This is a genomic window from Pseudomonas sp. ADPe (assembly GCF_014843515.1).
Classification (GTDB): Bacteria; Pseudomonadota; Gammaproteobacteria; order Pseudomonadales; family Pseudomonadaceae; genus Pseudomonas; species Pseudomonas citronellolis.
Window position 1 is genome coordinate 6642810 of record NZ_CP062122.1, and the last position, 13259, is coordinate 6656068.

General features: G+C 59.4%; 16 protein-coding genes and 2 pseudogenes. 11 read left to right on the forward strand and 7 right to left on the reverse strand.

All coding sequences use genetic code 11. The features are described from left to right. Positions 1–304: 304 nt before the first annotated feature. Complete coding sequence (locus IG194_RS29890; protein WP_058487229.1) at positions 305–529, reverse strand: hypothetical protein; 225 nt, start codon at positions 527–529, stop codon at positions 305–307. Positions 530–644: 115 nt separating this feature from the next. Continuing rightward, a complete protein-coding gene (locus IG194_RS29895) occupies positions 645–1001 on the reverse strand; it encodes a helix-turn-helix domain-containing protein (RefSeq protein WP_058487230.1) in 357 nt (118 codons plus the stop codon). A 134-nt stretch (positions 1002–1135) separates the two neighbouring features. Between IG194_RS29895 and IG194_RS29900 the strand changes: the two are divergent. The 8 genes and pseudogenes from IG194_RS29900 (at position 1136) to IG194_RS29935 (ending at position 6621) form a co-directional block, all read left to right on the forward strand. Then, a pseudogene (locus IG194_RS29900) lies at positions 1136–2365 on the forward strand (phage/plasmid replication protein, II/X family). Between the two features lie 217 nt (positions 2366–2582). Beyond that, positions 2583–2825, forward strand: coding sequence for a hypothetical protein (locus tag IG194_RS29905; RefSeq protein ID WP_058487233.1), 243 nt, complete (start codon positions 2583–2585; stop codon positions 2823–2825). Beyond that, positions 2816–3151 carry a DNA-binding protein gene (locus IG194_RS29910; RefSeq protein WP_058487234.1) on the forward strand — a complete coding sequence of 112 codons (336 nt, stop codon included), beginning with the start codon at positions 2816–2818 and terminating at the stop codon, positions 3149–3151. Before IG194_RS29905 ends, IG194_RS29910 begins: the two co-directional genes overlap by 10 nt. Before the next feature lie 9 nt (positions 3152–3160). Next, positions 3161–3373 (forward strand): hypothetical protein, encoded by a 213-nt coding sequence (locus IG194_RS29915; RefSeq protein WP_192353613.1) that lies wholly within the window; start codon positions 3161–3163, stop codon positions 3371–3373. A 17-nt stretch (positions 3374–3390) separates the two neighbouring features. After that, complete coding sequence (locus IG194_RS29920) at positions 3391–3618, forward strand: major capsid protein (RefSeq protein ID WP_064987534.1); 228 nt, start codon at positions 3391–3393, stop codon at positions 3616–3618. A 403-nt stretch (positions 3619–4021) separates the two neighbouring features. Further along, positions 4022–5059: a virulence factor TspB C-terminal domain-related protein gene (locus tag IG194_RS29925; protein WP_192353614.1), complete on the forward strand. Its 1038-nt coding sequence runs from the start codon at positions 4022–4024 to the stop codon at positions 5057–5059. A gap of 2 nt (positions 5060–5061) precedes the next feature. Further along, positions 5062–5367 (forward strand): DUF2523 domain-containing protein, encoded by a 306-nt coding sequence (locus IG194_RS29930; protein ID WP_064987540.1) that lies wholly within the window; start codon positions 5062–5064, stop codon positions 5365–5367. A 3-nt stretch (positions 5368–5370) separates the two neighbouring features. Further along, on the forward strand, positions 5371–6621 hold the full coding sequence (locus IG194_RS29935) for a zonular occludens toxin domain-containing protein (RefSeq protein WP_192353610.1): 1251 nt from the start codon (positions 5371–5373) through the stop codon (positions 6619–6621). Positions 6622–7157: 536 nt separating this feature from the next. Here the strand turns inward: IG194_RS29935 and IG194_RS29940 are convergent. The 3 genes from IG194_RS29940 to IG194_RS32940 all read right to left on the reverse strand — a co-directional run bounded on the left by IG194_RS29940 (position 7158) and on the right by IG194_RS32940 (position 8799). Beyond that, a complete protein-coding gene (locus IG194_RS29940; RefSeq protein ID WP_192353612.1) occupies positions 7158–7667 on the reverse strand; it encodes a hypothetical protein in 510 nt (169 codons plus the stop codon). A gap of 437 nt (positions 7668–8104) precedes the next feature. Then, positions 8105–8329, reverse strand: a complete 225-nt coding sequence (locus IG194_RS29945) for a hypothetical protein (RefSeq protein WP_058487229.1) — start codon at positions 8327–8329, stop codon at positions 8105–8107. Between the two features lie 275 nt (positions 8330–8604). Beyond that, on the reverse strand, positions 8605–8799 hold the full coding sequence (locus tag IG194_RS32940; RefSeq protein ID WP_225617145.1) for a helix-turn-helix domain-containing protein: 195 nt from the start codon (positions 8797–8799) through the stop codon (positions 8605–8607). 134 nt (positions 8800–8933) lie between these two features. Here IG194_RS32940 and IG194_RS29955 point away from each other — a divergent pair. The 3 genes and pseudogenes from IG194_RS29955 to IG194_RS29965 all read left to right on the forward strand — a co-directional run bounded on the left by IG194_RS29955 (position 8934) and on the right by IG194_RS29965 (position 11205). Next, positions 8934–10152: pseudogene (locus tag IG194_RS29955) on the forward strand (phage/plasmid replication protein, II/X family). Between the two features lie 69 nt (positions 10153–10221). Further along, positions 10222–10770 carry a hypothetical protein gene (locus IG194_RS29960; protein WP_192353615.1) on the forward strand — a complete coding sequence of 183 codons (549 nt, stop codon included), beginning with the start codon at positions 10222–10224 and terminating at the stop codon, positions 10768–10770. Between the two features lie 282 nt (positions 10771–11052). Then, positions 11053–11205, forward strand: coding sequence for a hypothetical protein (locus IG194_RS29965; RefSeq protein ID WP_192353616.1), 153 nt, complete (start codon positions 11053–11055; stop codon positions 11203–11205). Between the two features lie 687 nt (positions 11206–11892). On the opposite strand, the gene IG194_RS29970 is transcribed toward IG194_RS29965, so the two are convergent. Together IG194_RS29970 and IG194_RS32945 are read right to left on the reverse strand one after the other, a co-directional pair. Then, positions 11893–12132: a hypothetical protein gene (locus IG194_RS29970; RefSeq protein ID WP_192353617.1), complete on the reverse strand. Its 240-nt coding sequence runs from the start codon at positions 12130–12132 to the stop codon at positions 11893–11895. Between the two features lie 924 nt (positions 12133–13056). Then, the gene (locus IG194_RS32945; protein ID WP_225617145.1) at positions 13057–13251 is read right to left on the reverse strand and encodes a helix-turn-helix domain-containing protein; all 195 of its coding nucleotides are present in this window, start codon (positions 13249–13251) and stop codon (positions 13057–13059) included. Between the last annotated feature and the right edge of the window lie 8 nt (positions 13252–13259).

The window sequence follows — 13259 nt, forward strand, 5'->3', positions numbered from 1 at the left end:
CTCGGCGGCTGGCTCGCGAGGCGCCGGACTCGTCTCGGCACAAGCCCACCCCGCGCCATGATCACCCCAATTGCGCGTACAGCGGCCTTCCAGGGGCCTCTGTGCGTGTGCGCACGTTGTGCTCGCAGACTTCCGAGGAATGTTCAGCCGTCTAGCCCAGCCGGTGGAGAGCGCGAAGCATTGGCCCTGCGGGCCAACGGGTAGCCGGAAGGCGCAGGGCGGAGCCCTGGCGGAAGGAACGAATGTTCCTGGAGGGTAAGGCCGGCTTGCAGCGGGGCGGGGGTAGGCCGGAGGCCGCAGGGGTTCACCCCTGGTTTTTAGATGCCTCCGGCGCTGCCTTGGGTATGACTCCACGGCAGTAGACCAGGTAGTTCTTGTCCGTCTTCCTAGTCGCTTTTTCTGCGGCCGCCATGGCTTTTCCTGCGGTGGTGCACGCCTCTTTCGTGGGGTAGGGGGTGTGCACCGTAATTACAGTGGTAGGCGTCGGGTTGCTCTGGAGCAGGATTGTCAGGATGTATTCGAGGGTCACTGCCGCTCCATGGCTTTTTGGGGCTGCGCGGAGTGTCCGATAGCGCACTCCCGGCGGCAGCCGGGTCCACCATCTCTAATGGTGGACTTTTGTGCGACGGTCGCACTCGGGTGGGCTATCGCAGTGCTTCCTGCTCGTATCCGAACAGCACGCCTTTCAGGGCAATTCGTGCTTGGTTCCTGATATCTGCCGGCAGAGCGTCGAAGCGGCGCAGGATGGGGGCTAGGTCTTCGGATACCGTTCTTTCCTGGTCGTTAAGCAGCAACTCGTCTGTGGTTACGCCCAGGGCTTTTGCGAGCTTCACGATGATGTCGCCGGTGGGATCGGAACGACCGGCCTCGTATGCGGTGTAGCTCGACTTGCTGATGCCTGCCGCTTCCCACACCTCGCGCTGGGTGAGCTTCTTCGCTTCCCTGAATCGCTTCAGGTTAGTGGCAATGGTCATGGCGCGTTCCTGGCTGTTTTCGCTCATGACCGCATCCTAGGTACTGTGGTTCCATACAGTTCCGGTATACCGGAACAAAAGTTGTTGATCGCCGGTAGTTTCAAGTCTTATGATCCCGTCCAGATTGTATCGGCATGCCGATATTGACAGGGATTTTGCCAATGCTCGACAAGCTGCACCTCTTCATCCCGTTCGCCATCGAGCATATCCAGTTGCTCGGTGTCGATGGTGCTGCTGATCCGGTGCACATGGTCGATCTGGAGGCCCTAGGTGTTCCGCTTCAGGGCCAGATTAGCAGGGGAGAGGACGGCCAATTACAGGCCGACTACCTGCGACACACCTGGGAGTCGTTGAGCACCGGATTCACGCCGCTTGCGTTCAAGGTGTTCCACCAGTCGCTTGGGAAGCGGCTCATGCCAGGGATCGAGGTGAAAGCCAGCCCGGCGAAGCTGCTCCAGGGCCACAACGTGTACGGCCCTACATCGATCAACCTTGGTGCCCAGGTGATGCTGAAGTGGATCGCTGGCACGTATCCCGACCTGTTTTCGAAGCTCGATGTGTCGGCCGCTCAGGTCTACACGATCGACTGCACTTACCTCGCGGTTGCCTGATGAGCGCACGGCGCTTCAGGTGATCAAGGCGCTGATGAACGTCACCAACGGACACACCAAGAGCCGGGGCGACAACTACGAAACCACGGCCTACTGGGGCGCCAAAGACTCGCGGCTTAAGCGGTTGAAGGCGTACCTGAAGTACCCGGAATTCCTCCGCCAGTTGGAGGACGCGAAGCGGGCAGGGCGGAGTGATCTTTCGGCGGCTCGGACCGTGAAGGTGCTGAGCAATCCGGACCTCCAGGAGTGGGCAAAAAACCTGCTTAGGATGGAAGCCACGGTGATGCATCGGTGGCTTGAGCGGCGCGGCATCCCTTCGCGCCTGGTTGATCTGATCGCCTACCAGCAGGGCTGGAGGCAGATGGCCGTTGCCTGATTCAGGAGTGCTGGCAAGCGGTGACTGCGGACCTGTTCGCAGCTTTCGAGGGTGCAGAGATGAGAGTGATTGACGACGAGAAAGTGCTTGATGCGCTGGTGGCTGCGCATCCGAAATACGACCGAAAGGGCAAGCCGAACGACTCCTACGCGCGGAACCTGTTTCGCACCTACCGCAGCCTGAAGGACTACGGCTGGGAGGAAACCCAGGCGTCCATGGCTCGACGTACGTTCTACGACCATGTGCGTGATATCCAAGCTGCCGGCCTGAGCAAGGCTCAGCTGCAGAAGCTCCAGGAACACGACCGGGCGACCAATGTGGTTCCGCTGCTCCGGTTCGTCCAGGTCGACTTTGGCGCCCAGCGCCCGGCCGGGTACGTCGAACCCAGCGTGGAGGCCGCGTGATGCTTAGCGCCCATCTGCACAGGCTCCACAGGAGCCTCACCAAGCTACGTTACTGCCCTGTTTCCGAGCGTGCTTTTCAGTTGGGCTTTGTGTCCGGTTTGCTCTCGGGCTACCTGGGAGCCGACCTGATCGAGTTCGACGTTTACGAGCGCCTTACTGCTCTCAAGCTGAACGCCTGGGAGCACTGCCTTCGTGACTCCCAAGGGGATGGTGCCTGATGAAAGCGCCCCTCCGTTTTGCATTCGGCTGGGTGGTGTACCTGGCCATTACGGCCGCTCTGACGCCGATTCTCAAGGCCCTGGTGGATGCCTTCCAACTCATGCCGATCTGGCTTGTGGTGGTGATCCTGGTTGCCTCCCTGGCCGCCTTCTTGGCCACGTTCTTCTTGCTCCTGCGCCGGTTCTGGTCCTGGTGCGATCAACCCCGAAAAGCTACCCGTGAGGTTCCCCCATGTTCGTGAAAATCGGCCTGTGCAAAGGCACGTCTGTCAAAAAATCCCGCAACGGCTTCGAGGAACACTACGTCCTGGTCAGCGGCGAGAGTCAGGACCAGTTCGGCCAGATGGTCGAGGTGACTACTGGCATTCGCCTGTCCAAGCAGCAGCTCGACGCCGGCCTTCGCGACTTCTACGACACCCTCAAGGGCAAGCAGGTGTGTGTGCCCTGCTACAACCGGCCGTGGAAGTCCGCTGGCGGCACTGTCGGCATGGACACGTGGCTGTCGAACGAGAACGGCGGCAAGCCGGTTCCCCTGGTCACCCAGCAGCAGCTGAAGGCTACGGGCTGAGTGTGACCGATGAAGTACCTGGTCTGTGATGGTGATTGGCTGGTGGACGAGAGCGGGCTTGCCCGGTGCTCTGGCCAGCTGACTGCCATGACAGTGCAGGACGCGGGGAGCCTGGGCTCCCTGTCGCCTGAGGAGCGCAAGGAGCTGCAGGATTACACCATTGGTGTGTTCTTCGCGGTGTTCTGCGTCCTCGCCCTGAAGAAGCATCTGAGTACCAACTGACCTGGAGGGTCGCCAACATGAAATACATGAACGCTGTGAAGAAGTACGGCCGCAAGGCTCTGGTCTCCGGCGGCGCCATCGCCGCTGGTGTGGGCGGTCTGGCCATGCAGGCTTACGCCGAGCTGCCGGCCTCGATGGCCACCGACGCTGCGTCGGCCAAGGCGGACAGCAACGAGCTGGGCTACCTGGTCCTGGGCGTGCTGTTCGCCATCGCGGCTTTGCGCTGGCTGCGCCGCGCGATGTAACAGGGGAGGAGGGGGCTTAGGCCCCCTCTTACTTCATGACCTACGAAATGTACTGGCTCGCGGTAAACGTGTTAGCGGCGTTGCTGATCTTGTTCGGTCGGTTATAGCGTCAGGTTGAATTAAAGGCCCCTGACGGGGCTTTTTTTATTTTGAGAGGCTAGTTATGCGGGCTATATTGATTTTGCTTTTATTTTTAATGCCCCCATTGTCCGCTTACTCGTCTGAGTACATTTGGACTACTACCAGCTGGTATGGGAATACTTACTCCGGCCCTAGTCCCTTTTCTGCTTGCGCTCAGATTCCTTATGATAATCAGTTTGTCTTTGATCACTTGGATAGGATTTCTGACACACAGTTCCGATGTGTCGCTCTGCGGGTGTCTGATGGCGCAATTCACTCCGGCATGTCTGCGACTAGATCTGGTGATTCATGCCCTTCCGGTACTGTATTTAATGGCCTTACTGGTGTTTGTGATCCTCCAACTGATGGAGAGTGCCTGGCTAAAAGTTCATATACGAAAACCATTCAGTATTCATTTGCTGATGGTTCTGCTGTTTTTGGTCTCGATGGAGATATTAAGGATGGTTGCATTTATGAGCCCGGAGAGCCGAAGAACTGTACGGACACACAATGCGAAGTTGAAATGAAGCCGGTTGGTAATAACGTCATGTCGGATAACTCCGGCAACCCTGACCAAGATCTTCAGGATTATCTGGACGAACTGGCAAAGCAGTTCAAGTGCGAGCACGTGGCCAATGGCACTGTCGGCTGTTCTGCGGCCGAGACGACACCGCCGGATATCGATCCTGACGACAAGTGCCCGGATGGCTATTCCTGGTCAGGCACTGCTTGCTTCCCCACGAATGGTGGTGGGAACGAGAACCCCGACAACCCGACGCCTGGTGGTGATGGCGGCTCTTCTGGCGGCGGCAGTACCGGCGGCAGTGGCGGGGATGGCGGCAGTACCGGCGGCGATGGTAGCGGCGACGGCTCCAGCGGTGGCGGCGGAGGTGGTAACGACGGTGACGATGGTGACGACAAGGAACCTGGTGTCGAGGGCACGGCTTGCGACAAGGCGTTTAAGTGCACTGGTGATGCCGTTAATTGTGCGATTGCTGAGCGCCAGAAGAATGCCTATTGCGAGAACAAGGAACTCCAGGATGCGCAAAAAGGTTTCGACAAGATTGGCGAGGAAATAGGCCAGGAGAAGTACACGATGCTCGATGGCGGCGATGTAGATATTGGCTCGCTGTTTGGCGAAGGCACTCGGTTCTTGCCTTCGGCATGCCCGGCGGTTTCAACAACAACACTGCATGTAGGACCTCTCCAGTTTAACTGGCAGCCGGTCTGTCAGTACGCCGAGCTGGTTGGAAAGTTCCTTGTCGCCTGGGCATCCCTGTTCTTTGCAACGTATGTTGGTCGCGCCTTTGGAGGTGATTGATTATGTGGTTCTACTATGCGTTTTCGTTTTTGAGCTTCGTGCTTATTCCGCTGGTGAACATGGTGCTTCGCGCCTTGGGCATTGGCGTAATGAGCTATATCGGAATCAATCTGGCAATTAATGCCGCCAAGGATCACTTGATTGCAGCCCTTGGCGGAATGCCCATCCAAGTTCAGCAAATTCTTGGCCTGGCCAATGTTGATGTTGCGGTGAACATTGTTCTTTCCGCAGTGACCACCCGGTTCATCTTGAACGGCGTTAACAAGCTCAGTGGCCGCAAGAAAAAGTATGGCGTCCTGGAGGCTTAACGTATGGGCTCGCCACTGAACTTGGTTACTGGTCTTCCTGGCAATGGCAAGACGCTTAACACGATCAAGGAAGTAGATGCGCAGGCGGTTAAAGAAGGCCGGCTTGTGTACTTCCACAATATTCGCGGCCTTAAGCCCGAGCTGCTTAAGGCGGAATGGTACGAGTTCGAGGACCCGCATAAGTGGTTCGAACTGCCCGAGAACAGTCTGATCGTGGTGGATGAGGCCCAGGGCTTTTTCCCGCCCAGGGACATTCGCAAGCCGGTTCCCGAGTACTGCTCCAAGATGGAAACCGTGCGCCATGAGGGACGCGAGCTGTGGCTAATCACCCAGCACCCCAGCTTCATTGACGTGCACGCTCGCCGGTTGACCAACCGGCACATCCATTTCAAGCGCATCTTCAAGTCGTCGCGGATTTTGCGGCACGAGTGGGAAGGGGTGTCCGATGTCGACAAGGCCAGCTCGTTCAAGGCGGCCATGACGACGCCTATCAAGCTCGATAAGAAGTTCTTCGACGTCTACCAGTCCACGGCCCAGGGGGCTTCGCATTTCTTCAAATTCAAGGCGCCTCTGGCCCTCTATGCGCTGCTTCTCTGCCTGGGTGTGGTGGCCGTCTTCGGGTATCGGTTCTATCAGCGTTATCAGGAGAAGGTGGGCGCCCACGATGCGCCTACTGAGCAGCAGGCGCTGCCCTCGGGCGCTGCTGTGCTGGGATCGGTGGTGGATGCCGTGGCGCCGGAATCGGTGAAGGGCAAGGGCAAGCAGACGCTGCAGGAGTACCTGGCCGACCGGACGCCACGGATTGCGTCCGTGCCGTCGTCGGCGCCGATCTACGATGAGCTGACCAAGCCCGTCAGCTTCCCGCGCACATACTGTGTCTCGACGACCAATGAAACGCTTCTGGAGCGCAACAGCGTGCGTAGCCGCATGAAGGTCGGTTGGCACCATGGGAAGAAGACTGGGTGCGGGTGTTACACCCAGCAAGGCAGCCAGGTGCAGACGACTTTCGAGTACTGCATGAACGCGGTGGAGAATCGGTTCTTCGATCCAACGCTGCCGGATCATGGCAGCCAGCAGGTGGCCTCGTTGCCACAGCCGCCAACCGCTGGCCTCGTCGCAAGCGGAAGCGACGTAGGAGCACCGCGCGACGTGTCCAGCGGCGCGCCGCTGGCTTCAGCGACCGATGGCGGTTTCGGCGGCACGCGCCTTACGATCGTGCCTGACAGCGAATACCCGTCGAGGCCGTGGAGGTGATGATGGATGTGTGGATGGTGTTGACCGTGCTTCTGGTCGTTGTGGTGGGCACGGTGTTCGCCGGCTTGGCCGGCTTCGGCATGATGCAGGCGTGGGCGAGTCGTGGCGATGACTGACCTTACGTGGTGGCAGGCGGCTTTGGTTGTTGTTCCTGGAGTAATCCTGTTTGTGGTCGGCTTGGCTCGGGAGATCCGTCACTGGTGAACCCTAGGCTTCGCATAATATCGTGACGTTACGTTAAGTCGGCTCCGGACAATGCTGATAAGCTCCGGGGCCGATTTAGCGTAATGTCCATTATGCGATGCCCGCCCTAGACATCCCCGAATATCTGTTACGTGACGCAAAACTCTGGTTCCCGGGGCGCGATGCCCTGGACGCGGTTTGCTGCATGCTTGAGGACTACCCGCGGCTTGCGGGTGAGATTCGACAACTGAGGCGCCGGGTTGCCCAGCTCGATGATGAAGGGGCTTTGCTGGATGACCGCCTGGAAGCGCTCCAGGCGGCCTGCCGTGCGATTCTGGATCTTTAGCGTTACGTTACTTATATTCGGTGACTGGCAGGTTTGCCGGTACGATCCTGTAACGCAGTGCTGATCCAGCTTTCAGCAGGTCTTTTACGAACTTTTCGGCGTCCCGCCAGTTGTCGAACGGTTCGTTATCCGGGTTTGTTTCGCCGATCGTTTTCCATTTCCTCGACCGCGTGTCCCAGCTCTGCGCGTGGTATTGGATTAGCTCTGCTGCCGCGTTCAGCGGATTGGCCTTTTCGTTACGTGACGTCAGCTCGGCTTTCAGCCTTTGGACTTCGGCTATGCGGTCGTCCAGCTGGTCGCTGCGGAGCTGGTACATGGCCTTGATCTCTGCCAGCTCCTTTTCCAGCGCGCGTACGCGCTTTGCATCGTCATTTTCGTTACGTTGCGCTTTTTGGCGTTCGCGGTAGAGGCGTTGACGCTCAGCATTGCTCAACGCCTGGCCTGTCGCCGGGCGACCACGGCCGCGCTTGGGTTCCAGGTCCATCGGTTGGGTTTGCTTGTCCAGGTGGTCGATCATGGCGGTTGGCTCCGTTGCCGTTGCTCATGGTCTAATTATAGTAACGTAACGATAAATAGGCTAGCGTAACGTAACGATAAATCGACCGTTCGTCGGCAATATCCGTTACGTAACGATAACTTGGTTCGCCTCGCTCGGCGGCTGGCTCGCGAGGCGCCGGACTCGTCTCGGCACAAGCCCACCCCGCGCCATGATCACCCCAATTGCGCGTACAGCGGCCTTCCAGGGGCCTCTGTGCGTGTGCGCACGTTGTGCTCGCAGACTTCCGAGGAATGTTCAGCCGTCTAGCCCAGCCGGTGGAGAGCGCGAAGCATTGGCCCTGCGGGCCAACGGGTAGCCGGAAGGCGCAGGGCGGAGCCCTGGCGGAAGGAACGAATGTTCCTGGAGGGTAAGGCCGGCTTGCAGCGGGGCGGGGGTAGGCCGGAGGCCGCAGGGGTTCACCCCTGGTTTTTAGATGCCTCCGGCGCTGCCTTGGGTATGACTCCACGGCAGTAGACCAGGTAGTTCTTGTCCGTCTTCCTAGTCGCTTTTTCTGCGGCCGCCATGGCTTTTCCTGCGGTGGTGCACGCCTCTTTCGTGGGGTAGGGGGTGTGCACCGTAATTACAGTGGTAGGCGTCGGGTTGCTCTGGAGCAGGATTGTCAGGATGTATTCGAGGGTCACTGCCGCTCCATGGCTTTTTGGGGCTGCGCGGGTGTCCGATAGCGCACTCCCGGCGGCAGCCGGGTCCACCATCTCTAATGGTGGACTTTTGTGCGACGGTCGCACTCGGGTGGGCTATCGCAGTGCTTCCTGCTCGTATCCGAACAGCACGCCTTTCAGGGCAATTCGTGCTTGGTTCCTGATATCTGCCGGCAGAGCGTCGAAGCGGCGCAGGATGGGGGCTAGGTCTTCGGATACCGTTCTTTCCTGGTCGTTAAGCAGCAACTCGTCTGTGGTTACGCCCAGGGCTTTGCGAGCTTCACGATGATGTCGCCGGTGGGATCGGAACGACCGGCCTCGTATGCGGTGTAGCTCGACTTGCTGATGCCTGCCGCTTCCCACACCTCGCGCTGGGTGAGCTTCTTCGCTTCCCTGAATCGCTTCAGGTTAGTGGCAATGGTCATGGCGCGTTCCTGGCTGTTTTCGCTCATGACCGCATCCTAGGTACTGTGGTTCCATACAGTTCCGGTATACCGGAACAAAAGTTGTTGATCGCCGGTAGTTTCAAGTCTTATGATCCCGTCCAGATTGTATCGGCATGCCGATATTGACAGGGATTTTGCCAATGCTCGACAAGCTGCACCTCTTCATCCCGTTCGCCATCGAGCATATCCAGTTGCTCGGTGTCGATGGTGCTGCTGATCCGGTGCACATGGTCGATCTGGAGGCCCTAGGTGTTCCGCTTCAGGGCCAGATTAGCAGGGGAGAGGACGGCCAATTACAGGCCGACTACCTGCGACACACCTGGGAGTCGTTGAGCACCGGATTCACGCCGCTTGCGTTCAAGGTGTTCCACCAGTCGCTTGGGAAGCGGCTCATGCCAGGGATCGAGGTGAAAGCCAGCCCGGCGAAGCTGCTCCAGGGCCACAACGTGTACGGCCCTACATCGATCAACCTTGGTGCCCAGGTGATGCTGAAGTGGATCGCTGGCACGTATCCCGACCTGTTTTCGAAGCTCGATGTGTCGGCCGCTCAGGTCTACACGATCGACTGCACTTACTCGCGGTTGCCTGATGAGCGCACGGCGCTTCAGGTGATCAAGGCGCTGATGAACGTCACCAACGGACACACCAAGAGCCGGGGCGACAACTACGAAACCACGGCCTACTGGGGCGCCAAAGACTCGCGGCTTAAGCGGTTGAAGGCGTACCTGAAGTACCGGAATTCCTCCGCCAGTTGGAGGACGCGAAGCGGGCAGGGCGGAGTGATCTTTCGGCGGCTCGGACCGTGAAGGTGCTGAGCAATCCGGACCTCCAGGAGTGGGCAAAACCTGCTTAGGATGGAAGCCACGGTGATGCATCGGTGAGCGGCGCGGCATCCCTTCGCGCCTGGTTGATCTGATCGCCTACCAGCAGGGGCTGGAGGCAGATGGCCGTTGCCTGATTCAGGAGTGCTGGCAAGCGGTGACTGCGGACCTGTTCGCAGCTTTCGAGGGTGCAGAGATGAGAGTGATTGACGACGAGAAAGTGCTTGATGCGCTGGTGGCTGCGCATCCGAAATACGACCGAAAGGGCAAGCCGAACGACTCCTACGCGCGGAACCTGTTTCGCACCTACCGCAGCCTGAAGGACTACGGCTGGGAGGCCCAGGCGTCCATGGCTCGACGTACGTTCTACGACCATGTGCGTGATATCCAAGCTGCCGGCCTGAGCAAGGCTCAGCTGCAGAAGCTCCAGGAACACGACCGGGCGACCAATGTGGTTCCGCTGCTCCGGTTCGTCCAGGTCGACTTTGGCGCCCAGCGCCCGGCCGGGTACGTCGAACCCAGCGTGGAGGCCGCGTGATGCTTAGCGCCCATCTGCACAGGCTAATCACCCAGCACCCCAGCTTCATTGACGTGGCACGCTCGCCGGTTGACCAACCGGCACATCCATTTCAAGCGCATCTTCAAGTCGTCGCGGATTTTGCTCACGAGTGGGATGGTGTCCGATGTCGACAAGGCCAGCTCGTTCAAGGCGGCCATGACGACGCCTATCAAGCTCGATAAGAAGTTCTTCGACGTCACCAGTCCACGGCCCAGGGGCTTCGCATTTCTTCAAATTCAAGGCGCCTCTGGCCCTCTGCTGCCTGCCTGCCTGGTGTGGTGGCCTGCCCGGTATCGGTTCTATCAGCGTTATCAGGAGAAGGTGGGCGCCCACGATGCGCCTACTGAGCAGCAGGCGCTGCCCTCGGGCGCTGCTGTGCTGGGATCGGTGGTGGATGCCGTGGCGCCGGAATCGGTGAAGGGCGGCAAGCAGACGCTGCAGGAGTACCTGGCCGACCGGACGCCACGGATTGCGTCCGTGCCGTCGTCGGCGCCGATCTACGATGAGCTGACCAAGCCCGTCAGCTTCCCGCGCACATACTGTGTCTCGACGACCAATGAAACGCTTCTGAGCGCAACAGCGTGCGTAGCCGCATGAAGGTCGGTTGGCACCATGGGAAGAAGACTGGGTGCGGGTGTTACACCCAGCAAGGCAGCAGGTGCAGACGACTTTCGAGTACTGCATGAACGCGGTGGAGAATCGGTTCTTCGATCCAACGCTGCCGGATCATGGCAGCCAGCAGGTGGCCTCGTTGCCACAGCCGCCAACCGCTGGCCTCGTCGCAAGCGGAAGCGACGTAGGAGCACCGCGCGACGTGTCCAGCGGCGCGCCGCTGGCTTCAGCGACCGATGGCGGTTTCGGCGGCACGCGCTTACGATCGTGCCTGACAGCGAATACCCGTCGAGGCCGGAGGTGATGATGGATGTGTGGATGGTGTTGACCGTGCTTCTGGTCGTTGTGGTGGGCACGGTGTTCGCCGGCTTGGCCGGCTTCGGCATGATGCAGGCGTGGGCGAGTCGTGGCGATGACTGACCTTACGTGGTGGCAGGCGGCTTTGGTTGTTGTTCCTGGAGTAATCCTGTTTGTGGTCGGCTTGGCTCGGGAGATCCGTCACTGGTGAACCCTAGGCTTCGCATAATATCGTGACGTTACGTTAAGTCGGCTCCGGACAATGCTGATAAGCTCCGGGGCCGATTTAGCGTAATGTCCATTATGCGATGCCCGCCCTAGACATCCCCGAATATCTGTTACGTGACGCAAAACTCTGGTTCCCGGGGCGCGATGCCCTGGACGCGGTTTGCTGCATGCTTGAGGACTACCCGCGGCTTGCGGGTGAGATTCGACAACTGAGGCGCCGGGTTGCCCAGCTCGATGATGAAGGGGCTTTGCTGGATGACCGCCTGGAAGCGCTCCAGGCGGCCTGCCGTGCGATTCTGGATCTTTAGCGTTACGTTACTTATATTCGGTGACTGGCAGGTTTGCCGGTACGATCCTGTAACGCAGTGCTGATCCAGCTTTCAGCAGGTCTTTTACGAACTTTTCGGCGTCCCGCCAGTTGTCGAACGGTTCGTTATCCGGGTTTGTTTCGCCGATCGTTTTCCATTTCCTCGACCGCGTGTCCCAGCTCTGCGCGTGGTATTGATTAGCTCTGCTGCCGCGTTCAGCGGATTGGCCTTTCGTTACGTGACGTCAGCTCGGCTTTCAGCCTTTGGACTTCGGCTATGCGGTCGTCCAGCTGGTCGCTGCGGAGCTGGTACATGGCCTTGATCTCTGCCAGCTCTTTTCCAGCGCGCGTACGCGCTTTGCATCGTCATTTTCGTTACGTTGCGCTTTTTGGCGTTCGCGGTAGAGGCGTTGACGCTCAGCATTGCTCAACGCCTGGCCTGTCGCCGGGCGACCACGGCCGCGCTTGGGTTCCAGGTCCATCGGTTGGGTTTGCTTGTCCAGGTGGTCGATCATGGCGGTTGGCTCCGTTGCCGTTGCTCATGGTCTAATTATAGTAACGTAACGATAAATAGGCTAGCGTAACGTAACGATAAATCGACCGTTCGTCGGCAATATCCGTTACGTAACGATAACTTGGTTCGCCTCGCTCGGCGGCTGGCTCGCGAGGCGCCGGACTCGTCTCGGCACAAGCCCACCCCGCGCCATGATCACCCCAATTGCGCGTACAGCGGCCTTCCAGGGCCTCTGCGTGTGCGCACGTTGTGCTCGCAGACTTCCGAGGAATGTTCAGCCGTCTAGCCCAGCCGGTGGAGAGCGCGAAGCATTGGCCCTGCGGGCCAACGGGTAGCCGGAAGGCGCAGGGCGGAGCCCTGGCGGAAGGAACGAATGTTCCTGGAGGGTAAGGCCGGCTTGCAGCGGGCGGGGTAGGCCGGAGGCCGCAGGGGTTCACCCTGGTTTTAGATGCCTCCGGCGCTGCCTTGGGTATGACTCCACGGCAGTAGACCAGGTAGTTCTTGTCCGTCTTCCTAGTCGCTTTTCTGCGGCCGCCATGGCTTTTCCTGCGGTGGTGCACGCCTCTTTCGTGGGTAGGGTGTGCACCGTAATTACAGTGGTAGGCGTCGGGTTGCTCTGGAGCAGGATTGTCAGGATGTATTCGAGGTCACTGCCGCTCCATGGCTTTTGGGGCTGCGCGGAGTGTCCGATAGCGCACTCCCGGCGGCAGCCGGGTCCACCATCTCTAATGGTGGACTTTGTGCGACGGTCGCACTCGGGTGGGCTATCGCAGTGCTTCCTGCTCGTATCCGAACAGCACGCCTTTCAGGGCAATTCGTGCTTGGTTCCTGATATCTGCCGGCAGAGCGTCGAAGCGGCGCAGGATGGGGGCTAGGTCTTCGGATACCGTTCTTTCCTGGTCGTTAAGCAGCAACTCGTCTGTGGTTACGCCCAGGGCTTTGCGAGCTTCACGATGATGTCGCCGGTGGGATCGGAACGACCGGCCTCGTATGCGGTGTAGCTCGACTTGCTGATGCCTGCCGCTTCCCACACCTCGCGCTGGGTGAGCTTCTTCGCTTCCCTGAATCGCTTCAGGTTAGTGGCAATGGTCATGGCGCGTTCCTGGCTGTTTTCGCTCATGACCGCAT

Coding starts and splice junctions, on each gene's coding strand:
- IG194_RS29895 (WP_058487230.1), bottom strand. CDS start 1,001: ATGAGCGAAAACAGCCAGGAACGCGCCATGACCATTGCCACTAACCTG.
- IG194_RS29905 (WP_058487233.1), top strand. CDS start 2,583: ATGAAAGCGCCCCTCCGTTTTGCATTCGGCTGGGTGGTGTACCTGGCC.
- IG194_RS29910 (WP_058487234.1), top strand. CDS start 2,816: ATGTTCGTGAAAATCGGCCTGTGCAAAGGCACGTCTGTCAAAAAATCC.
- IG194_RS29915 (WP_192353613.1), top strand. CDS start 3,161: ATGAAGTACCTGGTCTGTGATGGTGATTGGCTGGTGGACGAGAGCGGG.
- IG194_RS29920 (WP_064987534.1), top strand. CDS start 3,391: ATGAAATACATGAACGCTGTGAAGAAGTACGGCCGCAAGGCTCTGGTC.
- IG194_RS29925 (WP_192353614.1), top strand. CDS start 4,022: ATGTCTGCGACTAGATCTGGTGATTCATGCCCTTCCGGTACTGTATTT.
- IG194_RS29930 (WP_064987540.1), top strand. CDS start 5,062: ATGTGGTTCTACTATGCGTTTTCGTTTTTGAGCTTCGTGCTTATTCCG.
- IG194_RS29935 (WP_192353610.1), top strand. CDS start 5,371: ATGGGCTCGCCACTGAACTTGGTTACTGGTCTTCCTGGCAATGGCAAG.
- IG194_RS29940 (WP_192353612.1), bottom strand. CDS start 7,667: ATGATCGACCACCTGGACAAGCAAACCCAACCGATGGACCTGGAACCC.
- IG194_RS32940 (WP_225617145.1), bottom strand. CDS start 8,799: ATGAGCGAAAACAGCCAGGAACGCGCCATGACCATTGCCACTAACCTG.
- IG194_RS29970 (WP_192353617.1), bottom strand. CDS start 12,132: ATGATCGACCACCTGGACAAGCAAACCCAACCGATGGACCTGGAACCC.
- IG194_RS32945 (WP_225617145.1), bottom strand. CDS start 13,251: ATGAGCGAAAACAGCCAGGAACGCGCCATGACCATTGCCACTAACCTG.